The organism is Mycobacterium mantenii (assembly GCF_001667865.1).
GTDB lineage: Bacteria > Actinomycetota > Actinomycetes > Mycobacteriales > Mycobacteriaceae > Mycobacterium > Mycobacterium mantenii_A.
Window position 1 is genome coordinate 1 of sequence record NZ_LZJP01000077.1, and the last position, 22,203, is coordinate 22,203.

A 22,203-nucleotide genomic window follows, 5' to 3' on the forward strand; every position below is an offset into this window, starting at 1 on the left:
TGCCGTCGCTGCCGGTGTCCAGCGTGCTGACGATCGGCCTGGGTAAACCGCGACCCGAGTGGCCGGCCGACACCGTCCGTCGCGCCGCCGGTGTGGCCGCGCGGTCGCTCGGCAAGACCGAGTCGGTGATCACCACGCTGGCCGAGCTGCCCGGCGACGGTGTCGGCTCGGCCGTCGTCGAGGGTCTGATCCTGGGCAGCTACCGGTTCACCGAATTCCGCAGCGACAAGACCGCGCCCAAAGATCAAGGGCTGCGCAAGATCACGGTGCTCGCCACCGCGAAGGACGCCAAGGACGACGCCGCGCACGGTGCGGCCGTCGCGACCGCCGTCGCCACCGCGCGCGACTTCGTCAACACCCCGCCCAGCCACCTTTTTCCGGCCGAATTCGCCAAGCGGGCAAGGGCTTTGGGTGAGTCCGTCGGCCTCGAGGTGGAGGTGCTGGACGACAAGGCGCTGCAAAAGGCCGGCTACGGCGGGATCATCGGCGTCGGCCAGGGTTCGTCGCGTCCGCCGCGGCTGGTGCGGCTGATCCACCGCGGGTCGAAGCTGGCCAAGAAGTCCAAGCAGGCCAAGAAGGTCGCGCTGGTCGGCAAGGGCGTCACGTTCGACACCGGTGGCATCTCGATCAAGCCGGCGGCCGGCATGCACCACATGACCTCCGACATGGGCGGCGCCGCCGCGGTGATCGCGACCGTGGCGCTGGCCGCGCAGCGCAAACTTCCGATCGACGTGATCGCCACCGTGCCGATGGCCGAGAACATGCCGTCGGCCACCGCGCAGCGGCCCGGCGACGTGCTGACCCAGTACGGCGGCATCACGGTCGAGGTGCAGAACACCGACGCCGAGGGCCGGCTCATCCTGGCCGACGCCATCGTGCGGGCCTGCGAGGACAACCCCGATTACCTGATCGAGACGTCCACGCTGACCGGCGCGCAGACGGTGGCCCTCGGCGCCCGCATTCCCGGGGTGATGGGCAGCGACGAGTTCCGCGACCGCGTCGCGTCGATCTCGCAGCGGGTCGGCGAAAACGGCTGGCCGATGCCGCTGCCCGACGAACTCAAGGAAGACCTGAAGTCGGGAGTCGCCGACCTGTCGAACATCAGTGGGCAGCGCTTCGCCGGAATGCTGGTAGCGGGGGTGTTCCTGCGGGAGTTCGTCGCCGACGGCGTGGATTGGGCGCACATCGACGTCGCCGGCCCGGCCTACAACACCGGCAGCCCGTGGGGCTACTCGCCGAAGGGCTCCACCGGCGTGCCGACGCGGACCATGTTCGCGGTGCTCGAAGACATCGCCGAGAACGGCTAGCGAACGGCTGGCGCTACTTCGTCAGCAGGGATATCGCCGCGCTGGTCAGCTTGCGGCGCGGCCATCCCGTGATTCCGTGCGCGGCCAGAGCGGCCCGGGCGGCGTTGCGCCCGCAGGCGCCGTGCACCGAACCGCCCGGGGTGGCCGACGCGCTGCCCAGATACAGCCCCTGGACCGGGGTTTCGGCCCGGCCCATCCCGGCCGCGGGGCGAAAGATCAGCATCTGCGGCAGCTGCGCGGTCCCGCCGTTGAGCGCGCCGAGATGCAGGTTGGCGTCGCTGGCCTCCAGGTCCGACGGCCGCTGCACGAACCGGTCGATCACCGCCGAACCGAAGCCCGGCGCGTGTTCCTCGATGACGTCGTCCACGGCCGTCGCGAGTCGTTCGGCCGACGCGTCGTCGGCCACATGGCGCGGCAAATGCGTGTAGGCCCAGACGCTTTCGGTGCCCGGCGGCGAGCGGGTCGGGTCCGCGGTGGTGGTCTGCCCCAACAGCATGAACGGGTGCCGGGGCACCGTCCGGGTGTTCAGGTCGGCCACCCAGCGCACCAGCCCGTCACCGTCGGCGCCCAGGTGGACGGTGCCCGCATCCGCCAGGCTTTTCGACCGCCACGGGATGGGTTCGCGCAGCGCATAGTTGACCTTGACCACCGGCGGATCCCACACGTAGTGCTCGAGTTCGCGGCGCAGGCCGGCCGGCACGGCGTCGTCGGGCAGCATGTCGCAAAACAGCCGCGGCGCCGTCACGTCGGCCACGATCGCGCGGCGCGCCGCGACCGTGCGCCCCGCGGTCGTCGTCACGCCGACAGCACGTCCACCCCGCACGTGGATGCGGGAAACGTTCTGGTTGCACTCGATTTGGGCGCCGGCCCAGCGGGCCCGGTTGACCAGGGCGGCCGTCAATTGGCCCGAACCGCCGACTGGAACCGGCCAGCCGTAGTCCTGGCCCAGCATCGTCATCAGAAAGCCCATGGCCCCGCTGACGGGGGCGTCCACCGGGACGTCGGCGTGCATTGCGTTGCCCAACAACAACACCCGCGGCGCCTCACCGTCGAAGAGCTGCTCTGACATCGCGTTGGCGGGCTGCACCAGCAGCCGGGCGAGCCGCATGGCCTCAGAGGTGCCGAGCTTGAGCAGCAGCCAAATCAGCGGGCGCAGCGGCGGGAACGGCGCCAGCATCGCGTCCAGCAGCGGGGATTTGATCTTCTGCCACAGCTCGACCAGGCGCCACCAGTTTTCGCCGTCGGCCGGTTCCCGTCGCGCGAATTCCTTTGCGGTGCGGTCCGGATCGCGATACAGGATGGGCGGGTCGTCGTCACCGCCGCCGCGGGGATGGCCCAGCACCGCCGGCGCGTGTGACCATTGCAGCCCGAAGTCTTCGAGCCGCAGCGCCGCCATCGCCGGCGAGGCCGCCGTCATCGGGTAGTAGGAGCTGAACAGGTCGGTGATGTAGCCCGGTGTCAGCTCGGCGCTGCGCACCGCGCCGCCGGGTTCGGGCTGGGCTTCCAGCACCAGCACGTCCCAACCCGCGTCGGCCAGCATGGACGCCGCGACCAGCCCGTGGTGCCCCGCCCCGATCACTATCGCATCGGCGGTGTCGCGCACGGTCACTTCACCTGGCTCGGCTCCAGGCGCTCCGCCAAAGCGGCCAGCCGCCACAGGCATTCCATGTTCCGGGGGTACGCCGCGGCCAGCGCAAGGGCATCGGGAACGGCCCCCATCGGACCTTCGACGGGCACCTCGATCATCTCGATCCGGCAGCCCTGCGGAATCTCGTGCAGCAGCATGGTGATTCGCGCGGCACCCAGCGGGCCCAGCCGGGCGCGCAGCACCAGCTTGTGCGGCGGTTCGCACTCCTCCACAATGGTCGCGTCGTTGATCACCAACGGCCAGATCCCGATCGAGTGCCTGATCGAGGAGCCGGGTTCGGGCCAGTTCGGGTCGACGGCCCGCATCCGGCTGTTGCCCACCACCCACTGGGTGTAGGTCCAGCCCTGGGCGAGCACCTCCCACACCCGCTCACAGGACTCGGGCACCTCGCGCGTCGCAGTGATCACCTCAGAAAACCCTCCGTGTCTCGACTACCGGGGCCGGATACCCGGCAATCGAGGGGTTATTCGGCCGTGACGCCGACGTTTACCGGGGGTGGACCGCGGATAATCTCCCTAGCGGCCGAAATCCCCGACGACGAAGGGCGAAGACATGACGGTGCGACGATTGATCATCGGTGTGGGCGCCGTGCTGTTACTGGCCGGAGTCATCGGATTGCTGGCGCCGGTGTCGGTTTCCGACAGCAACGGCCACTCGGTCGGATGCGGGAACGCCGTGGCGACCGACCTTTCCGAGGCCCGCAGCGCGAACAACAGCAGTGGGGCGAACATCCCGATCCTGAATCAGATCGTCCCGCACACCGACTATGTGGCGCAGTGCCAGTCGTCGGTGGGCGGCCGGCGCGCGTGGGCGATACCGCTGGCCGTACTCGGGGTCATCGCGATCGGCGCGACGCTACTGACCGGACGCCGCGGCGCGGCGCCGGGCGTCTAGATCACCCGCATCCGCGCGGCGTTACGCAGCCCCTGCGGGGCCAGGCGCGAAAGGCCGTACAGCGCATAGGCTTCCGGTGCGACCGGGCGGATAGGCTTCTTCTTCTTGACCGATGACAGGATCGCGTTGGCGACCTTGTCGGGGCCGTAGTGGCGCAGCGCGAACATCTTGCCGAGTTGCCCGCGCCGGCCGTCCACGGCGTCGGATTGCTTTCCGGCCGGTACGTCGAAGCGGGTGGTGTTGATGATGTTCGTGTCGATGACGCCGGGGCAGATCGTGGTCAGCCCCACCCCGGCGGCGTCGAGTTCGGCGCGCAGGCAGTCGGAGAACATGTAGGTCGCCGCCTTCGAGGTGCAGTAGGCGTTCAGCGACTGCAGCGGGGCGTAGGCCGCCATCGACGACACGTTGACGATGTATCCGCCGGTGCCGCGCTCCACCATCCGTCGCGCGAACGACCGGCACCCGTTGACCACGCCGCCCAGGTTGACGTCGAGCACCCGGTCGAACTGTTCCGGCGGGGTGTCCAGGAATCCGCCGGCGTGCCCGATGCCGGCGTTGTTGACGACGATGTCGGGGACGCCGTGCTCGGTGCTGATCCGCTCGGCGAACGACTCCACGGCCTGCGCGTCCGACACGTCGAGCACGTAGGCGTGCGCGACGCCGCCCCGGGTGGCGATCTCGGCCGCGGTGGCCTTGACGGCCGCCTCGTCGATGTCGCTGATGACCAGCTCGGCGCCTTCGCGCGCGAACGCGAACGCGGTCTCGCGGCCGATTCCGCTGCCGGCCCCGGTGACCGACACCAGCGTGTCACCGAAGGAGCCGCGGGGACGCCCCACCTGCGCGCGCAGCAGCGCGCGGCTGGGCGGCTTGCCCTCGGACTGGTCGGCGAACTCGCGCACCGCGGCCGCCATCACCTGCGGGTGCGACATCGGCGAGAAGTGGCCGGCCTGGATGTCGCGGCGCCACAACCGCGGCACGAAGCGCGGGGTGTGGTCGTAGCCGTAGGGCCGCACGTACTTGTCCTTGGTGTTGACGATGAGCTGCACCGGTACGTCGATGACCGCGACGCCCTGCTTGCGGCCGGAGAACGACCGAAAGTAGTTGGCGGGGTAGGTTTTCACCGAGTGGGCGGCGTCGGAGGCCAGCTTCTCGGAGTGGTGGATCTGCTCGTCGGGGATGTTGTCGACCGCGTTGCGCCGCAGCGCCGGGACCGACATGGTCAGCCGGAGGAACAGCGGTGCGAGCACCGGGATCGAGAAGAAGATCATGTAGGTCAGCCGCAGCGCCTGGCTGATCGCCCGGACGAAGGTGCGCGGCCGCCAGGGCGCCCGCAGGCCGCTGAAGATGTAGTCGACCAGCTGGTCCTGTGCGGGCCCGGACACCGACGTGAACGTGGCGACCCGGTCATTGGCGCCGGGGCGCTTCAGGTAGTGCCATACCCCCACCGAGCCCCAGTCGTGGGCCAGCACGTGCACGGGCCGGCCCGGGCTCAGTTCGCCGGTCACCGCGGCGAAGTCGTCGGCGAAGCGGTCCATGCTGTAGGCCGATACCGGTTTGGGCGCCGAGGACATCCCGACGCCGCGGTTGTCGTAGCGGATGATCCGGAACCGCTCGGCCAGCAGCGGGACGACCCCGTCCCACAGCACGTGCGAGTCGGGAAACCCGTGCACCAGCACGACGGTGGGGCCCTCGGGGTTGCCCTCCTCGTAGACCGCGATGCGGGCGCCGTCGGCGCTGTCGACAAAATGCTGCGGTATTTGTTGTGTTGGCGGCATCTCCGACCTCCCCGCTCTGGCTGCAGTGGCCACACCGTAGCAAGCGTGATCGGTGTCACCCGCCCGGCGCGGGGTATCTGCCCTGGATGTGTGCCGACGAAGGCGCAGTGACAGGATAGTTTTGGATTGCCACTTCGCCTTCCGTAAGCAAGCTGATCGACCCGCCCCGACCCACGAGCGATCGAGGAGTCAAAAACGATGGCCTTCTCCGTCCAGATGCCGGCACTCGGTGAGAGCGTCACCGAGGGGACGGTCACCCGCTGGCTCAAGCAGGAAGGCGACACGGTCGAACTCGACGAACCGCTCGTCGAGGTCTCGACCGACAAGGTCGACACCGAAATCCCGTCGCCGGCCGCGGGCGTGCTGACCAAGATCGTCGCCCAAGAGGACGACACCGTCGAGGTGGGCGGTGAGCTGGCGGTCATCGGTGACGCCTCGGAAAGTGGCGGCGCAGGCGGCGCGGCTGGGGGCGACTCGCAACCGGCCGCGCAGGCGCCGAGCCAGCCGGAGCCGCAAGCCCAGCCGGAGCCGCAAGCCGAGCCGGAGCCGCCCCAGCCCGAGCCCAAACCGGAGCCGCAGCCCCAGGCCCAGCCGGAGCCCGCGCCCGCCCAGCAGAGTTCCGGCGGCGGCGCCGCGACCCCGGTGTTGATGCCCGAGCTCGGCGAGTCGGTCGCCGAGGGCACGGTCACCCGCTGGCTCAAGAAGGTCGGCGATTCGGTCCAGGTCGACGACGCGCTCGTCGAGGTGTCCACGGACAAGGTCGACACCGAGATCCCGTCACCGGTGGCCGGTGTGCTGATCAGCATTACCGCCGAGGAAGACGCCACCGTGCCCGTCGGCGGCGAGCTGGCGCGCATCGGTGCCGGTTCCGAAGCCGCCGCTCCCGCGGCGCCGGCCGCCGCCCAGCCGCGCGCCGAGGCCCGTCCGGAACAACGGCCGCAACCGGCCCAACGCACCACCGGCGGGGGAGAACACGAGTCCGGTGCGGGCCAGCACCACCCGGGCGCCGCCGTACTGGGCCGGCAGCGTGGCTGCCTCCCAGTCCTCGCACAGCCGGGCCAGGAAACCCGTTCCCGCGCGATCGTTTTCGTCGACCACGCGGTCCTTGGTGTTGCCGTAGAAGCCCACCGCGCTGGCGTTGACCATGGTCGCAACACCCGCGTCGGCGACGGCATGCGCCAGGACTTCGGTGGGGGTGATGCGGCTGTCCCGCAGACTCTGCTTGAAGGCGCCCGACCACCGCCGCTTGCCGATGTTGACACCGCACAGGTTGACGACGGCGTCGACGTCGGTCAGCGTGTCGGGATCCAGATCGCCGCTCTCGGGATTCCAGTGCAGCTCGTCGGAGTTCGCCGGTGCCCGGCGCACGATGCGCAACACCCGGTGATCGCCGGCACGCAGGGCCGCGGCCAGCGCGGACCCGATCAGGCCCGACGAACCCGCAATCGCGATGACGGCATTCTGACCAGCGCGAGCCACGTTCGTCCTTTTTAGAGCCCGAGGTCGGCCTCGAAAGCCCCTTCTTCTAGCCGGTGCTTGATGGTGGTCAGGAAGCGGCCCGCGTCGGCGCCGTCGATCAGCCGGTGGTCATAGGTCAGTGGCAGATAGCAGATCGAGCGCACGCCGATCGATTCGTTGCCGCTGTCGTCGACCACGACCCGCGGCCGCTTGACGATCGCGCCGGTGCCCAGCATGGCGGCCTGCGGCGGAACCAGGATCGGGGTGTCGAACAGCGCACCCTGGCTGCCGATGTTCGTGATCGTGAAGGTGCCGCCGGAGAGCTCATCGGGTTTCAGGTTGCCCGACCGGGCGCGCGCGGCGATGTCGGCGATCGCCCTGGCCAGCCCGGCCAGGGACAGGTCGCCCGCGTTGTGCACGACGGGGGAGAGCAGGCCCTGTTCGGTGTCCACCGCGAAACCGAGGTGCTCGGCGTCGTAGTAGGTGATCTCCTTGGTTTCCTCGTTGTAGCTCGCGTTGATGTTGGGGTGGATCTTCAGCGCGTCGATCACCGCCCGGGCGATGAACGGCAGGAAGGTCAGGTTCACCCCCTCGCGCTCGGCGAAGGCCGCCTTGGCCCTGGCCCGCAACCCGACCAGCCTGGTCATGTCGACCTCGTGGGTCTGGGTGAGTTGGGCTGTCGCCTGCAGGGATTCGCGGGTTTTGTTCGCCGTGATCTGGCGGATCCGGCTGGCCTTCTGCGTGGTGCCCCGCAGGTGCGCCAGCGCCGGGGCCGGCGTGGGCGCAGCGGCGGCCTGAGGGGCCACGGCGGCGGGGGCCGGCGCGGCCGCGGGCGCCTTGGCGGCCTGTTGCTTTTGCTCGGCGGCGGCCAGCACGTCTTGCTTGCGGATGCGACCGCCCACCCCGGTGCCCGTGACCGAGTTCAGGTCGATGTCGTTTTCGGCGGCCAGCTTTCGCACCAGCGGCGTCACATACGGAGCGCCGTTGGCCCCCGAGCTCGCCGGCTGTGCCTGCGCCGGTTCAGCTTTCGGCTCGGGAGCGGGTTTGGGCTGCGGCGCCGCGGGCGCCGGCGTGGGTTCGGGCTTGGGCTGCGCCTGGGGCTGGGGCTGGGCGGCGGCCGGCAATACATGTCGTGGATCACGCTGGAAGACGAAGTGCGCGCGCTGTTGTTCGCGATTTTCGACAGCGAGCTGTCCGGGCCGGTGAACATGACCGGCCCGGCGCCGGTCACCAACGCCGAATTCACCACCGCGTTCGGGCGGGCGGTCAATCGCCCAACCCCGTTGATGGTGCCCGGATTTGCCATCCGGGCCGCGCTGGGCGAGTTCGCCGAAGAAGGCCTGCTGATGGGTCAGCGAGCCATCCCGTCCGCGCTGGAGCGCGCCGGTTTCGCCTTCCACCACAACACCATTGGCGAGGCTCTCGCCTACGCCACCGCCCGGCGCGACCACGACTAGTGGCGCGGCGTCAGCCGGCGAGCGTCTGGACGGCGAGTGTCACGCCAGCGTGGCTGATGCCGCCGAGCGTCACGCCAGCGTGACGCCCCGTCGCGGCGTGGTCGCCCGCCGAGTACCGTCGCGAAGGTGATCGCATCCATCCGGTCCAGCCAGGCCCTGATCGACGTCCGCCAGCTCGGCACCGTCGACTACCGCCTGGCCTGGCAGCAGCAACGCGATCTGGCCGACGCCCGGGTGGCCGGCGGCAATGACACGTTGCTGCTCCTGGAGCACCCCGCGGTCTACACCGCGGGCCGGCGCACCGAGCCGCACGAACGGCCGGTCGACGGCACCCCCGTCATCGACACCGACCGGGGCGGCAAGATCACCTGGCACGGGCCCGGCCAATTGGTCGGGTATCCGATCATCGGCCTGGCCGAACCGCTCGACGTGGTCAACTACGTGCGACGCCTGGAGGAAGCGCTGATCAAGGTGTGCGCCGACCTGGGCGTGGACGCGGCCCGGGTGCTTGGCCGATCCGGGGTGTGGGTGCCGGGCACCGAGGGCCGGCCGGACCGCAAGGTCGCCGCCATCGGCGTCCGGGTGTCGCGCGCGACCACCCTGCACGGATTCGCCCTCAACTGCGACTGCGACCTGGACGCCTTCAACGCGATCGTGCCGTGCGGCATCAGCGACGCCGGGGTGACCTCGCTGTCGGCCGAACTGCGCCACCCGGTGTCGGTCGAGGATGTCCGGACGGCGGTCGCCGACGCGGTGTGCGACGCACTCGACGGCGTGCTGCCGGTCCGTGATGACCCCGCCGCACGCGTAGCATCGGCGATGTGACTGTCGCACCGGAAGGACGCAAGCTGCTGCGCCTGGAAGTGCGCAACGCCGAGACCCCGATCGAGCGCAAACCGCCGTGGATCAGGGTGCGGGCCCGGATGGGCCCGGAGTACACCCAGCTCAAGAGCCTGGTCCGGCGGGAGGGACTGCACACGGTCTGCGAAGAGGCCGGGTGCCCCAACATCTTCGAATGCTGGGAGGACCGCGAGGCCACCTTTCTGATCGGCGGTGACCAGTGCACCCGCCGCTGCGACTTCTGCCAGATCGACACCGGAAAGCCCGCCGAACTGGACCGCGACGAACCCCGGCGGGTCGCCGACAGCGTGCACACGATGGGACTGCGCTACGCCACGGTCACCGGCGTGGCCCGCGACGACCTGCCCGACGGCGGGGCCTGGCTGTACGCCGAGACGGTGCGCGCCATCAAGGAGCTCAACCCGTCGACCGGCGTCGAGCTGCTGATCCCCGACTTCAACGGCGAGCCCACCCGGCTGGCCGAGGTGTTCGAGTCACGCCCGGAAGTGTTGGCGCACAACGTCGAAACCGTGCCGCGCATCTTCAAGCGGATCCGGCCCGCCTTCACCTACCGGCGCAGCCTGGACGTGCTGACCGCGGCGCGCGACGCCGGGCTGGTCACCAAGAGCAACCTCATCCTCGGCATGGGCGAGACCCCCGACGAGGTGCGCACCGCGCTGGCCAACCTGCATGACGCCGGCTGCGACATCATCACCATCACCCAATACCTGCGCCCGTCGGCGCGTCATCACCCGGTCGAGCGCTGGGTGAAACCGGAGGAATTCGTCGAGTTCGCCCAGCACGCCGAGGAGCTCGGCTTCGCCGGGGTGCTGGCCGGGCCGCTGGTCCGCTCGTCCTACCGCGCCGGACGGCTCTACGAGCAAGCGGCCCGCAACCGCACCGACGATGCCGCGGCACGGTAGCGGCGTTCGCCCGTCACCGCCCTACGTATTCTTTGACTATGGCTAAACCCCGCACCGCCGCGCAGAACAAGGCCGCCAGAGCGCAGGCGCAGGCCGCTCGCAAGGCCGCGGCCAAGGAGCGCCGCGCCCAGCTGTGGCAGGCGTTCAACATCCAGCGGCAGGAAGACAAGTGGCTGCTGCCGTACATGATCGGCGCTTTCGTACTGATCGTCGGCGTCTCGGTGGGGGTCGGGGTGTGGGCCGGCGGCCTGACGACGCTCACCCTGATCCCGCTGGGCGTGCTGCTGGGCGGTTTGGTCACCTTCATCATCTTCGGCCGTCGCGCGCAGAAGTCGGTCTACCGCAAGGCCGAAGGCCAAACCGGCGCCGCCGCATGGGCTTTGGACAACCTGCGCGGCAAGTGGCGGGTGACCCCGGGGGTCGCCGCGACCGGCCACTTCGACGCCGTGCATCGGGTGATCGGCCGTCCCGGCGTCATCCTGGTCGGCGAGGGAGCGTCGACGCGGGTGCGACCCCTGCTCGCGCAGGAGAAGAAGCGCACCGCCCGCCTGATCGGCGACGTGCCGATCTACGACATCATCGTCGGCAACGGCGAGGACGAGGTGTCGCTGGCCAAGCTGGAGCGCCACCTGACCCGCCTGCCGGCCAACATCACCGTCAAGCAGATGGACACCCTGGAATCGCGGTTGGCCGCGCTGGGGTCGCGGGCCGGCGCCGCCGTGATGCCCAAGGGGCCGCTGCCGAACGCGGGCAAGATGCGCGGTGTGCAGCGCACCGTGCGCCGCAAATAGCCGCCATCCAACTCAGCGGCGATCGCAAGCGCGGCGAAGCCGGGCGCAGCGGGTCGCCGCCATCCAACTCAGCGGCGATCGCAAGCGCGGCCCAAGCCGGGCGCAGCGGGTCGCCGCCATCCAACTCAGCGGCGCACCACGGCCGTCGCGGTCAGCCGATCCTGCATTCCGCGGCCGTCCCAGTCGGTGAACAGTGCCGGGACGACCGTTCCGACCAGCACTCCGCGCACCACCGCCCGGCCCAGGCCGACCGGCCCGCGTCCGTCCACCGTCACCACCTGCAGGCGCAGCGCCAGCTGGCCAGGGGTGAACCCGAACAACCGCAGAAACACCACGCCCAGCACGAACCAGATCACCAGGACCGCGGTGGCCAGCGCGTGCTGGGAGAACAAGCCGAAGCGCATGGCCAGGGCGGCCAGGCCGTACGAGATCAACCAGTCGATCATCAGCGCGGCCAGCCGGCGGCCCATCGGCGCCAGCGAACCCGGCCCGCTTTCCGGGAACCCCAGCTTTTCGCCGGGGTATGCGGACCGCGATTCCGCCATCATCGCCGCGGACCGCAGTCCGAATGCCCCGCGTGCCCGGCCCGATGAGGAGGGCAGACGGTGCGCCCGGCCACCAGAAAAGATACGATCTTGCGATCCATGGCCCCACAATAGAACCCGCCGCGGGAGCGGCCACTTTTTGCGTGTGGCATGGTCACGTAACGTGCGCGCAACATCGGGTTGACTGACGGGCAACATCTGCTCCATAGCGTCAGGCCGCGGATCTCACCAAGTAAAGGAGCACTCTGTGACGGAAACGACGCCCGACGACGTCTTCAAGCTCGCCAAGGACGAAAACGTCGAATTTGTCGACGTCCGGTTCTGTGACCTGCCCGGCATCATGCAGCACTTCACAATCCCGATTTCGTTCTTCGACGAGAGCGTCTTTGAGGACGGCTTGGCTTTCGACGGCTCGTCGATTCGCGGATTCCAGTCCATTCACGAATCCGACATGCTGCTCCTCCCCGACCCGGCGACCGCGCAGATCGACCTGTTCCGCGAAGCCAAGACGCTGAACCTCAACTTCTTCGTGCACGACCCCTTCACCCTCGAGCCGTACTCGCGCGACCCGCGCAACATCGCCCGTAAGGCCGAGAACTACCTGATCAGCACCGGCGTGGCCGACACCGCTTACTTCGGCGCCGAGGCCGAGTTCTACATCTTCGACTCGGTGAGCTTCGACTCGCGCACCAACGGCTCGTTCTACGAGATCGACGCGATCTCGGGCTGGTGGAACACCGGCTCGCCGAATGAGCTCGACGGCAGCCCGAACCGCGGCTACAAGGTGCGCCCCAAGGGTGGTTACTTCCCCGTCGCCCCCGTCGACCACTACGTCGACCTGCGCGACAAGATGCTGTCCAACCTGATCACGGCCGGCTTCAGCCTGGAGAAGGGCCACCACGAGGTGGGCACCGGCGGCCAGGCCGAGATCAACTACAAGTTCAACACCCTGCTGCACGCGGCCGACGACATGATGCTCTACAAGTACATCGTCAAGAACACCGCGTGGGCCAACGGGAAGACCGTCACGTTCATGCCCAAGCCGCTGTTCGGCGACAACGGTTCCGGCATGCACACCCACCAGTCGCTGTGGAAAGACGGCAGCCCGCTGATGTACGACGAGACCGGCTACGCCGGCCTGTCCGACACCGCCCGCCACTACATCGGCGGCCTGCTGCACCACGCGCCCTCGCTGCTGGCGTTCACCAACCCCACGGTGAACTCCTACAAGCGCCTGGTGCCCGGCTACGAGGCCCCGATCAACCTGGTCTACAGCCAGCGCAACCGGTCGGCGTGTGTCCGCATCCCGATCACCGGCACCAACCCGAAGGCCAAGCGGCTCGAGTTCCGTTGCCCCGACTCGTCGGGCAACCCGTACCTGGCGTTCTCGGCCATGCTGATGGCCGGCCTGGACGGCATCAAGAACAAGATCGAGCCGCAGGCGCCGGTTGACAAGGACCTCTACGAGCTGCCGCCCGAGGAGGCCGCCAACATCCCGCAGGCGCCCACGCAGCTGTCCGCGGTGATCGACCGGCTGGAAGAAGACCACGAATACCTCACCGAGGGAGGCGTTTTCACGCCCGACCTCATCGAGACGTGGATCAACTTCAAGCGCGAGAACGAGATCCTGCCGGTCCAGATCCGGCCGCACCCGTACGAGTTCGCGCTGTACTACGACGTCTAAGCCGGCTGACGCCTGCGACCAGCTGAAACGTTCCTGAACTGGTCACAGCGTCCGCAGTCCGTCCGCAGTAGCTCCGACTGAGTCCATCCGCTCCGCGATCCAGCTCCGATCGCCGAGCGGGTGGACTCATCGGCGTCGGGCCAAATGCCCGTGGGGGCCCACGGTGGTGCTGCGGCTGAGGGCCGCCGAGCGGTGGGATCAGCAGTACGCTCAAATCCGTGCCGGAAACGTCATACGCACCGTGTGGCGATCTCAGCCTGGCGTATCAGGTATTCGGCGACGGGCCTATCGAGCTCGTCATCGTCGGGCCGTTCGTCAGCCACATCGAGCTGGCCTGGACCCTCCCCCAATTCAAAGCATTCATTGAGCAACTTGCCACGTTCTGTCGGGTCCTTTGGTTCGACAAGGCCGGGGTCGGGCTTTCGGACCCGGTGCCGAAAGTGCGCACGCTGGATGACCGGGTAGCCGAGATCGAGGCGGTCATGGACGCCGCCGGATTCCGACAAGCCGTCATCTCCGGCCTGAGTGACGGTGGACCGGCGTCCATGATGTTCGCGGCGGCACGGCCGGATCGGGTGCGGGCGCTGATCCTCTGCGCCACATACTCGTTCAACCCAGGCAGGTGGGACGACCTGGATCACGACCCGGCCGAGCTGCGGGCACGCTTTCTTTCCGAGCTGGGTGAGGACTACACGCCGTCGATTGAACAGGTCGCCCGCTGGTTGGAGGCCGGCCGCGCCGTGCGCTCCGGATGGGGCACCGGTGCGGCAGCCAGCATCAGTTCGCCATCGGTCCGGTCGATACGCCAGCTCGCAATGTTGGAGCGCATGAGCGCAAGCCCAGGAATGGCGCGGGCGTCATTCGAAGCGGCCTTTTCAACTGACGTGCGACCGATCCTGCCAACCATCACCGTGCCAACCCTGGTCATCCATGCCCGCGAGGACCCCGCGGTTCCGGTGCAGGGCGGCCGGTATCTCGCCGACCACATCCCCGGCGCGCGGTACCTCGAGGTCGAGGGGGTGGACCACGCACCGTTCTTTACCGAGCCCGACAAGATCCTGGCCGGGATCGAGGAATTCCTCACCGGCAGCCACGCCGCGCCTGCACAGTCACATCGCGCCCTGCGCACCGTGTTGTTCACCGACATGGTCGGCTCGACCCAGCACGCCGCGGCGGCCGGCGATGAGCGGTGGCGCGCGGTGCTACACCGCTTTGGTGAGATCACCGCCGAACTCACGCAACGGTTTGGCGGCATGGTGGTCAAGAGCACCGGCGACGGCCACCTCACCACGTTCGACGGCCCGACGCAGGCCATCCGCTGCGCCGAGGCGTTGCGCTCGGAGGCCGAGACCCTGGGCATCCAGATTCGCGTCGGCATCCACACCGGCGAATGCGAACTACTGGACGACGACATCGGGGGAATCGCTGTACACATCGCGGCGCGGATCCTTGGGCACGCAGGGGCGGGCGACATACTTGTCTCCCGCACCGTGCGTGACCTGGTCGTCGGCTCGGGAACTGGCTTCGAGGACCGGGGCAGCGTCGAGCTGCGTGGCGTGCCCGGCAGTTGGCAACTGCTGGCGGTCGATCCCCACGGCCCGCGGGCTGGATCGCCTGAGGCGAAACTGGCGTCGATACCCACCCCTAGCCGTCAGACCGCGATGCGCCGCTCGGACCGCGCCGTGGAGCTGATCGCGACGCGTGCACCGTGGCTTCTCCGCGGGATGGCGCACCTCGCCCCGGCGACCGGCCGCCGCTGAAACAGCCGGAGCGGACTCAGTACAGCTAGCCGTCGAGCGCGAGGTCCTTGCGAAAGCGCTGCATGCCGTCGATCTTGTCGTCCAGGCTGGCGTCGGGCCCGGCGTAGAACATCCACGGCATCGTGATGATTCCGGTGATGCCGGCGTCCTCGACCCGCCGGTAGTCGGCCGTGGTGAACGCGTCGGTGAGGGGCGTCAGGATGGTGAAATCGTCCATGGTCAAGCCCTTTTCGGCCCGCATCTCGCGCAGCCGCCCGACCGCGTCGATGGCCCGCTCGGTCTTGATCAAATCGCCGATCCAGCCGTCGTTGCGGGCGGCGCGGCGCAGCGCGATATCGCTGAGCCCGCCGACGTACACGGGTATCGGCGGTGGGGTGGGTTGCATCTCCAGCCGCGGCGCGGAATAGAACTGGCCCTCGAATTCCGTCCAGCCCGGCGCCCACAACGCCCGCATCAGTTCGACGATTTCGTCGGTGCGCTTGCCGCGGGCCTCGAATTGCTCACCCATCAAAGCGAATTCCTCGCGACACCAGCCCACGCCGATGCCCAGTTCCACCCGGCCCGACGCCAGAACCGCGGCGGTGCCAATGGCTTTGGCCGCGGAGTACGGGTTGCGCATCGCCGGGATGTAGACGGTGGTGACGAACCGCAACCGCGTGGTGACCTGAGCCAGCGCCCCGACGAGCACCCAGGGGTCGGGCCAGTCGGTGAAGGGCTGCCAGCGCCGTTCGCCGTCTTTGGTGTACGGGTAGGGGGTGTCCAGGGTCTCGAGATTGACGACGTGGTCGGGGATCCCGATCCCGTCGTAGCCGAGCTCGTCGGCCGCCTTGGCCAGCTCGATGATCTCGCGGGTGTTCAGGAAGGCGCTGCTGATGTAGAACTTCACTGCACCTCCTGCGCCCAGACCGGCTCGATGAAGACGCCGTCGGCCTCGACGGTGACACCGGCGGCATCCGAAATGGTGCCGCGCGCAAAGACTTTGCGGCCCTCCTTGCCGTCGACCCACGCCTCGCAGCGCAGCGGGCCCAGCGGGGTGCCGCGCAGGTACTTGACGGTGATGGTGCCGGTGAAGCGCGCCTTCGACAGCCCCTCGCTGGCGGCCTCGCCGAGCATGTGGTCGAGCACCAGCGCGCTGACGCCGCCGTGCACCAGTTTGGGCGGACCCTCGTAGGCCGAGCCGAGCACGAACTCGCTCCAGCAGCGCCCGTCGCCCTCGTGGTGCACGACGATCGGCGGGGCGATGGGATTGCACACGCCGATCGCGGCGTTGCCCAACGGCAGTGGGCGACCGTTGACGCGGTAGCTCACCCCGACCGGACGGGTGCGCTGCCGCAGCGACGCGGTCACGGCCTCGATCGCCCGCCTGGCCTCGGCGACGACGTCGTCGTCGGCCTCGGTCCGGATGGTGGCGTCGACGAGCCCGCGGACCGCATCGGCCAGCGGAGCGTACAGCGCGGTGACGCGATCGGCCTCCGCCGCGCTGAGCACCTCGAATATGGCGTCCAACGCGCCGGCCTCCTGACTCAACTTCCAAACACCTTGCGCACCACCGCTTTTGCTCGTCGCGTCACCCGCAGATAGTTGTCCAAGAACTCCCCGCCCTCGTCGGTCGGCCAGCCCGCGGCCACGGCGACCGCGTTGAGCTGACGCCCGGGGCCGGGCAGCTGGTCGGTGGGCTTGCCGCGGACCAGCACCAGCGCGTTGCGGGCCCGGGTGGCGGTCAGCCAGGCCTGCCGCAACAGCTCCACCTCGTCGGCGGGCACCAGGTCGGCCGCGGCGATCGCGTCCAGGCACTGCAGCGTCGACGTGTTGTGCAGCGCGGGAATCTCGTGTGCGTGCCGCAGTTGCAGCAACTGCACGGTCCATTCGACGTCGGCCAGTCCGCCGCGACCCAGCTTGGTGTGCGTGTTGGGGTCCGCGCCCCGCGGCAACCGCTCGGAATCGACGCGGGCCTTGATGCGCCGGATCTCCTGCATCGCCTCGCCGGACACCCCGTTGGGCGGATACCGCGTCTTGTCGGCCATCAGCAGGAACCGCTGCCCCAGCTCCGCGTCGCCGGCGACCGCGTGCGCGCGCAGCAGCGCCTGGATCTCCCAGGGCTGCGCCCACTGTTCGTAGTAGGCCGCGTACGAGGCCAGGGTGCGCACCAGCGCGCCGCTGCGCCCCTCGGGCCGCAGGTTGGCGTCGACCTCCAGCGGCGGGTCGACGCTGGGCGTCCCCAGCAGGGCCCGAACCTGTTCGGCGACGCCCGTCGCCCAGCGCACCGCCGCGGAATCCTCGACGCCGGGCGCCGGTTCGCAGACGAACATCACGTCGGCGTCGGATCCGTAGCCCAACTCGGCGCCACCCAGCCGGCCCATGCCGATGACGGCGATGGCGGCCGGCGCGTTCCCATTCTCGGGCAGGTTCGCCCGGATCATCGCGTCCAGCGCGGCCTGCAGCACCGCCACCCACACCGAGGTCAGCGCCCCGCACACGTCGGTGACCTCGAGCATGCCGAGCAGGTCGGCGGACGCGATGCGGGCCAGCTCGCGACGCCGCAGCGTGCGCGCCGCGGCGATCGCCCGCACCGGGTCGGAGTAGCGGCTGGCCGAGGCGACCAGCGCGCGGGCCACCGCGGCGGGCTCGCTCTCGAGCAGCCTCGGGCCGGACGGGCCGTCGCTGTAGTCCTGAATCACCCGCGGCGCGCGCATCAGCAGGTCCGGCACGTACGCCGAGGTGCCCAGCACATGCATCAGCCGGCGGGCCACCGCGGGCTTGTCGCGCAGCGTGGCCAGATACCAGGTTTCCCCGGACAGCGCCTCGGACAGCCGCCGGTAGGCCAGCAGGCCGCCGTCGGGGTCGGGCGTGTAGGACATCCAGTTCAGCAGCCGGGGCAACAGCACCGACTGCACCCGGCCGCGCCGGCCGCTCAGGTTGACCAGGGCCGACATGTGTTTCAGCGCGGTCTGCGGGCCCTCGTAGCCCAGCGCCGCCAGCTGGCGCTCGGCGGCTTCGGACGTCATGCCGTGCGCGATCTCCAGGCCGGCCGGGCCGATCGATTCCAGCAGCGGCTGGTAGAAGAGCTTGGCGTGCAGCTGGGACACCCGCAGGTTCTGGTGCCGCAGCTCCTCGCGCAGCACCCCCGCCGCGTCGTGGCGTCCGTCCGGCCGGATGTGGGCGGCCCGCGCCAGCCAGCGCACCGCCTCCTCGTCGTCGGCCTCGGGCAGCAGGTGGGTGCGCTTGAGGCGCTGCAGCTGCAACCGGTGCTCGAGCAGCCGGAGGAACTCGTAGGAGGCGGTGAGGTTGGCCGCGTCCTCGCGCCCGATGTAGCCGCCCTGGCCCAGCGCGGCCAGCGCGGCGACCGTCGACGCCACGTGCAGCGAGTCGTCGCCGCGGCCGTGGACCAGCTGCAGGAGCTGCACGGCGAATTCCACGTCGCGCAATCCGCCGCTGCCGAGCTTGATCTCGCGGCCGCGCACCTCGGCGGGCACCAGCTGCTCGACCCGGCGGCGCATGGCCTGCACCTCGACCACGAAATCCTCGCGCTCGCAGGCGACCCAGACCATCGGCATCAGCGCGTCGACGTAGCGCTGGCCGAGTTCCGCGTCGCCCACCGCCGCACGGGCTTTGAGCAGCGCCTGGAATTCCCAGGTCTTCGCCCAGCGCTGGTAGTAGGCGATGTGCGACTCGACGGTGCGGACCAGCTCACCGCTGCGGCCCTCCGGCCGCAGCCCGGCGTCCACCTGAAAGAACGCCTCGGAGGCCAGCCGCATCATCTCGCTGGCCACCCTGGTGGTGACCGGGTCGGCCTGCTCGCCGACGAAGATGACGTCGACGTCGCTGACGTAGTTCAGTTCGCGGGCACCGCATTTGCCCATCGCGATGACCGCGAGCCGCGGCGGCGTCCCGTCACCGCAGACGCTGTTCTCGGCCACCCGCAGCGCCGCGGCCAGCGCGGCGTCCGCCAGGTCCGACAGGTGCGCCGCCACCACGGTGAAGGGGACCACCGGTTCGTCCTCGACCGTCGCGGCCAGATCCAGCGCCGCCAGCACCAGCAGCTGGTCGCGGTAGAGGGTGCGAAGGCGCACCATCGCCGAACCGGGCGCCGCCAGCGCCTCGTCGACGCATTCGGCGAACTTCGCGCACAGCGCGTCGTGGGTGGGCAGTGTGACGTTGCCGCGCAAGAGTTTCCAGGACTGCGGCTGCGCGATCAGGTGATCGCCCAGGGCCAGTGACGAGCCGAGCACGCCGAACAGCCGGCCGCGCAGCGGGCGTTCGGCGAGCAGGGCGGCGTTGAGCTGATCCCACCCGGCGTCGGGGTTCTCCGACAGCCGGACCAGGGCCAGCAGCGCGGCGTCGGGATCGGCCGCGCGCGACAGCGACCAGAGCAGGTCGACGTGGGCCTGGTCGTCGTGGTCGTACCAACCCAGCTGCGCCATGCGTTCGGCCGCTTGCGGATCGACCAACCCGAGCCGGCCGACGCTGGGCAGCCTGGGGCGCTGCGTCGCGGGTTTGGTCACGACCACGACCGTAGCGCAAGCCGCCGCCGTTGCGGCACGAGTGGCGCGGTCCGGAAACGGGATACGCCCTAACGGGACCTACAGGGACAGGTAGGTGTTCAGCTCGTAGGGGGTGACGTGGCTGCGGTAGTTGGCCCATTCCGTGCGCTTATTGCGCAGGAAGAAGTCAAAGACGTGCTCCCCCAAGGTTTCCGCGACCAGCTCGGAGGACTCCATGGCGCGAAGCGCGCTGTCCAGGCTGGTCGGCAGCTCGCGATATCCCATCGCGATGCGTTCTTCGGGGGTCAGGTCCCACACGTTGTCCTCGGCCTGCGGCCCCAGCACGTAGCCCTTCTCCACCCCGCGCAGCCCCGCGGCCAGCAGCACGGCGAAGGCCAGGTACGGGTTGCACGCCGAGTCGGGGCTGCGTACCTCGACGCGGCGCGACGACGTCTTGTGCGGCGTGTACATGGGCACCCGGACCAGCGCGGACCGGTTGGCCGCACCCCACGACGCGGCGGTGGGCGCCTCGCCGCCGCCCACGAGTCGCTTGTAGGAGTTGACCCATTGATTGGTGACCGCGCTGATCTCCGACGCGTGCTCGAGCACCCCGGCGATGAAGGACTTGCCCACGTCGGAGAGCTGCAGCGGGTCGTCGGGGCTGTGGAACGCGTTGACGTCACCCTCGAACAGGCTCATGTGGGTGTGCATCGCGGAGCCGGGATGCTGCCCGAACGGCTTGGGCATGAAGGTGGCGCGGGCGCCGTTCTCGATCGCGACCTCCTTGATGACGTAGCGGAACGTCATCACGTTGTCGGCCATCGACAGCGCGTCGGCGAAGCGCAGGTCGATCTCCTGCTGGCCGGGCGCGCCCTCGTGGTGGCTGAACTCCACCGAGATTCCCATGAATTCGAGGGCCTCGATCGCGTGGCGGCGGAAGTTCGACGCCGAGTCGTGGACCGCCTGGTCGAAGTAGCCGGCGTTGTCGACGGGAATGGGCGGCGTCCCGTCGTCGGGGCCCGGCTTCAGCAGGAAGAATTCGATCTCGGGGTGCACGTAGCAGGAGAAGCCCAGGTCGTTGGCCTTCTGCAGCTGACGGCGCAGCACGTGCCGCGGGTCCGCCCAGGACGGCGATCCGTCCGGCATGGTGATGTCGCAGAACATCCGCGCCGAGTGGTGGTGGCCGTTGGCCGAGGCCCACGGCAGCACCTGAAAGGTCGACGGGTCGGGGTTGGCCACGGTGTCGGATTCCGAGACCCGCGAGAAGCCCTCGATCGAGGATCCGTCGAAGCCGATGCCCTCCTCGAAGGCGCCTTCGAGCTCGGCCGGGGCGATGGCGACCGACTTGAGGAAACCGAGCACATCGGTAAACCACAGCCGAACGAACCGGATGTCTCGTTCCTCGAGGGTGCGGAGGACGAATTCCTTCTGTCGATCCATATCTCGAACAGTATGCAACTGCTGTTAATTCTGTGTTACCGATGCCCGCTCAGAACCATTGCCAAGGTTGCGGGCGGAACGCCGTGTGCCGGCGGGGCCGGGCGGTGCGAACGGACGCGGTCGGCGCTACGGCAGCTCACCCTGATGGTTTGGGCAGTAGACGTCCACCGATGCGGTGACGAATTTGACCGCGGTGCGCGTGACGCGATCGGCGACGATGCGCAGGGACGGATTTTCCTTGTACGCCGTGTTCACCTCCTCGTCCACGGCGGCCTGGACCGAGGAGCCGCGATCGAGTTCGCCACAAATCTCACGGGCTCGATAGACGAGCCCCGGCACGTTGTCGGTGGCCGGAATCTGTTGCTGCGCGAGCAACGCCACGAACTGCGCGTCCTGATTCGGGTCGGCCCCCGCGCCACCGGCGCAGACAACTGCGACGGCGAGCAGCAGCGAAGCGTTGACCAGAGCCGCTGCGAGGCGGGCGATTCGGATGCGCACGGCAGAATCTTCGTTTCTTCGTGTCACCTGCTCGGCAGATCTCATCTAATGGATACCGAGTGGTAACAGTGGAGGTGGCTGGCGCCTGCAATGATCGACATCGTATCCGGTTGGCATCGTGAATCACCACAGCGCTTTCGCGCGAACCCGCAGCTGAGCGGCGTGGCGCGACGGCATCATCGGCGTATGACCGCATCCGGCCGCGGCGGGAGCCCGCCCCTTCAGACGACGGCCTCGAGTAGGCGGCGGGCACTCGCTGCGTATGCGGTGATCGCCGCGTTGATCAGCACGGTTAATGCTGCGCAGCTGCCGGCAGCCCGGGCATCCGACCGGGCGCTCACCGCGCTGATCACGCCGGCTCCCGCGGGCGAGCTGACCCCCGATCCGCCGCAGATCCCGCCCCCACCGACGGTCAAGCCGCTCGAGCCACCCGTCGCGCCCCCGCCGTCGAGGGCGGAGCAACCGCAGTCCCCGCCGCGACAACAGCAAGGGCCCGCACCGCAGGACGGGCCGCCGCCCGCACCGCCGCCTCCGCCCCAGCCTCCACCGCCGCGGGGACATGTCCAGCTCTCACCGTGAGCGAAAACCCGTGCGTGCCTTGTGCTACCGGGCGGCAGACCGGGCGCCCCGCGCGGGTCAGGACTGGCAGCGGTAGGCGGCCGGCGGCGGCGTGCCGGCGACCAGATAGCGCACGACGGCGGT

17 protein-coding genes and 4 pseudogenes are annotated in these 22,203 nt (G+C 69.4%); 10 read left to right on the forward strand and 11 right to left on the reverse strand.

Translation table 11 applies throughout. The features are described from left to right. The coding region (locus tag A5688_RS11985) for a leucyl aminopeptidase (protein ID WP_067912207.1) at positions 1–1,307 on the forward strand (1,307 nt) is incomplete at its 5' end. Positions 1,308–1,320: 13 nt separating this feature from the next. On the opposite strand, the gene A5688_RS11990 is transcribed toward A5688_RS11985, so the two are convergent. Both A5688_RS11990 and A5688_RS11995 read right to left on the reverse strand, forming a co-directional pair. Continuing rightward, entirely contained in the window at positions 1,321–2,916 is a 1,596-nt protein-coding gene (locus A5688_RS11990) for a phytoene desaturase family protein (RefSeq protein ID WP_067839174.1), read from the reverse strand. Further along, on the reverse strand, positions 2,913–3,362 hold the full coding sequence (locus A5688_RS11995; RefSeq protein ID WP_067839177.1) for an SRPBCC domain-containing protein: 450 nt from the start codon (positions 3,360–3,362) through the stop codon (positions 2,913–2,915). The genes A5688_RS11990 and A5688_RS11995 overlap by 4 nt, the downstream gene beginning before the upstream one ends. Positions 3,363–3,507: 145 nt before the next feature. On the opposite strand from A5688_RS11995, the gene A5688_RS12000 reads away from it, so the two are divergent. Continuing rightward, positions 3,508–3,849: an aminopeptidase gene (locus tag A5688_RS12000; RefSeq protein ID WP_067839179.1), complete on the forward strand. Its 342-nt coding sequence runs from the start codon at positions 3,508–3,510 to the stop codon at positions 3,847–3,849. Here the strand turns inward: A5688_RS12000 and A5688_RS12005 are convergent. Continuing rightward, entirely contained in the window at positions 3,846–5,624 is a 1,779-nt protein-coding gene (locus tag A5688_RS12005; protein ID WP_067839182.1) for an SDR family oxidoreductase, read from the reverse strand. The genes A5688_RS12000 and A5688_RS12005 overlap by 4 nt on opposite strands. Positions 5,625–5,822: 198 nt before the next feature. Between A5688_RS12005 and A5688_RS12010 the strand changes: the two are divergent. After that, a pseudogene (locus A5688_RS12010) lies at positions 5,823–6,572 on the forward strand (biotin/lipoyl-containing protein); the annotation flags it as partial. Here the strand turns inward: A5688_RS12010 and A5688_RS26880 are convergent. Together A5688_RS26880 and sucB are read right to left on the reverse strand one after the other, a co-directional pair. Further along, positions 6,513–7,103 (reverse strand): annotated as a pseudogene (locus A5688_RS26880) (NAD-dependent epimerase/dehydratase family protein); the annotation flags it as partial. The pseudogenes A5688_RS12010 and A5688_RS26880 sit on opposite strands and share 60 nt — an antisense overlap. A gap of 11 nt (positions 7,104–7,114) precedes the next feature. Next, a pseudogene (sucB, locus tag A5688_RS12015) lies at positions 7,115–8,176 on the reverse strand (2-oxoglutarate dehydrogenase, E2 component, dihydrolipoamide succinyltransferase); the annotation flags it as partial. On the opposite strand from sucB, the pseudogene A5688_RS12020 reads away from it, so the two are divergent. The 4 genes and pseudogenes from A5688_RS12020 to A5688_RS12035 form a co-directional block, all read left to right on the forward strand. After that, positions 8,129–8,539: pseudogene (locus A5688_RS12020) on the forward strand (DUF1731 domain-containing protein); the annotation flags it as partial. The pseudogenes sucB and A5688_RS12020 sit on opposite strands and share 48 nt — an antisense overlap. Before the next feature lie 126 nt (positions 8,540–8,665). Further along, entirely contained in the window at positions 8,666–9,364 is a 699-nt protein-coding gene (lipB, locus tag A5688_RS12025; RefSeq protein WP_067839191.1) for a lipoyl(octanoyl) transferase LipB, read from the forward strand. Beyond that, positions 9,361–10,302, forward strand: coding sequence for a lipoyl synthase (gene lipA, locus A5688_RS12030; RefSeq protein ID WP_067912201.1), 942 nt, complete (start codon positions 9,361–9,363; stop codon positions 10,300–10,302). The genes lipB and lipA overlap by 4 nt, the downstream gene beginning before the upstream one ends. A 38-nt stretch (positions 10,303–10,340) precedes the next feature. Further along, on the forward strand, positions 10,341–11,093 hold the full coding sequence (locus tag A5688_RS12035; protein WP_068268175.1) for a DUF4191 domain-containing protein: 753 nt from the start codon (positions 10,341–10,343) through the stop codon (positions 11,091–11,093). Between the two features lie 125 nt (positions 11,094–11,218). Here A5688_RS12035 and A5688_RS12040 read toward each other — a convergent pair whose 3' ends face one another. Then, positions 11,219–11,641: an RDD family protein gene (locus tag A5688_RS12040; RefSeq protein WP_067837731.1), complete on the reverse strand. Its 423-nt coding sequence runs from the start codon at positions 11,639–11,641 to the stop codon at positions 11,219–11,221. A 244-nt stretch (positions 11,642–11,885) separates the two neighbouring features. Between A5688_RS12040 and glnA (A5688_RS12045) the strand changes: the two genes are divergently transcribed. Both glnA (A5688_RS12045) and A5688_RS12050 read left to right on the forward strand, forming a co-directional pair. Beyond that, complete coding sequence (gene glnA, locus A5688_RS12045) at positions 11,886–13,322, forward strand: type I glutamate--ammonia ligase (protein ID WP_067837728.1); 1,437 nt, start codon at positions 11,886–11,888, stop codon at positions 13,320–13,322. Between the two features lie 218 nt (positions 13,323–13,540). Further along, positions 13,541–15,082: an adenylate/guanylate cyclase domain-containing protein gene (locus tag A5688_RS12050; protein ID WP_067837725.1), complete on the forward strand. Its 1,542-nt coding sequence runs from the start codon at positions 13,541–13,543 to the stop codon at positions 15,080–15,082. A gap of 25 nt (positions 15,083–15,107) precedes the next feature. Here the strand turns inward: A5688_RS12050 and A5688_RS12055 are convergent, their stop codons facing one another. The 5 genes from A5688_RS12055 to A5688_RS12075 form a co-directional block, all read right to left on the reverse strand. Next, entirely contained in the window at positions 15,108–15,968 is an 861-nt protein-coding gene (locus A5688_RS12055; RefSeq protein ID WP_067907440.1) for a TIGR03619 family F420-dependent LLM class oxidoreductase, read from the reverse strand. After that, positions 15,965–16,609: a PaaI family thioesterase gene (locus tag A5688_RS12060; protein WP_067907437.1), complete on the reverse strand. Its 645-nt coding sequence runs from the start codon at positions 16,607–16,609 to the stop codon at positions 15,965–15,967. Before A5688_RS12060 ends, A5688_RS12055 begins: the two co-directional genes overlap by 4 nt. Further along, complete coding sequence (locus tag A5688_RS12065) at positions 16,606–19,590, reverse strand: bifunctional [glutamine synthetase] adenylyltransferase/[glutamine synthetase]-adenylyl-L-tyrosine phosphorylase (RefSeq protein WP_067828017.1); 2,985 nt, start codon at positions 19,588–19,590, stop codon at positions 16,606–16,608. Before A5688_RS12065 ends, A5688_RS12060 begins: the two co-directional genes overlap by 4 nt. A 72-nt stretch (positions 19,591–19,662) precedes the next feature. Then, positions 19,663–21,003, reverse strand: a complete 1,341-nt coding sequence (gene glnA / locus A5688_RS12070) for a type I glutamate--ammonia ligase (protein ID WP_067907433.1) — start codon at positions 21,001–21,003, stop codon at positions 19,663–19,665. A 126-nt stretch (positions 21,004–21,129) separates the two neighbouring features. Next, the gene (locus tag A5688_RS12075; RefSeq protein ID WP_082954991.1) at positions 21,130–21,546 is read right to left on the reverse strand and encodes a DUF732 domain-containing protein; all 417 of its coding nucleotides are present in this window, start codon (positions 21,544–21,546) and stop codon (positions 21,130–21,132) included. Between the two features lie 141 nt (positions 21,547–21,687). Between A5688_RS12075 and A5688_RS27560 the strand changes: the two genes are divergently transcribed. Then, a complete protein-coding gene (locus tag A5688_RS27560) occupies positions 21,688–22,080 on the forward strand; it encodes a hypothetical protein (RefSeq protein WP_131812113.1) in 393 nt (130 codons plus the stop codon). Positions 22,081–22,203: the final 123 nt, after the last annotated feature.

Excerpts from the sequence above, each read along its gene's own strand:
- A5688_RS12000 (WP_067839179.1), top strand. The coding sequence starts at position 3,508 with ATGACGGTGCGACGATTGATCATCGGTGTGGGCGCCGTGCTGTTACTG.
- A5688_RS12005 (WP_067839182.1), bottom strand. The coding sequence starts at position 5,624 with ATGCCGCCAACACAACAAATACCGCAGCATTTTGTCGACAGCGCCGAC.
- A5688_RS12035 (WP_068268175.1), top strand. The coding sequence starts at position 10,341 with ATGGCTAAACCCCGCACCGCCGCGCAGAACAAGGCCGCCAGAGCGCAG.
- A5688_RS12040 (WP_067837731.1), bottom strand. The coding sequence starts at position 11,641 with ATGATGGCGGAATCGCGGTCCGCATACCCCGGCGAAAAGCTGGGGTTC.
- glnA (WP_067907433.1), bottom strand. The coding sequence starts at position 21,003 with ATGGATCGACAGAAGGAATTCGTCCTCCGCACCCTCGAGGAACGAGAC.
- A5688_RS12075 (WP_082954991.1), bottom strand. The coding sequence starts at position 21,546 with ATGAGATCTGCCGAGCAGGTGACACGAAGAAACGAAGATTCTGCCGTG.
- A5688_RS27560 (WP_131812113.1), top strand. The coding sequence starts at position 21,688 with ATGACCGCATCCGGCCGCGGCGGGAGCCCGCCCCTTCAGACGACGGCC.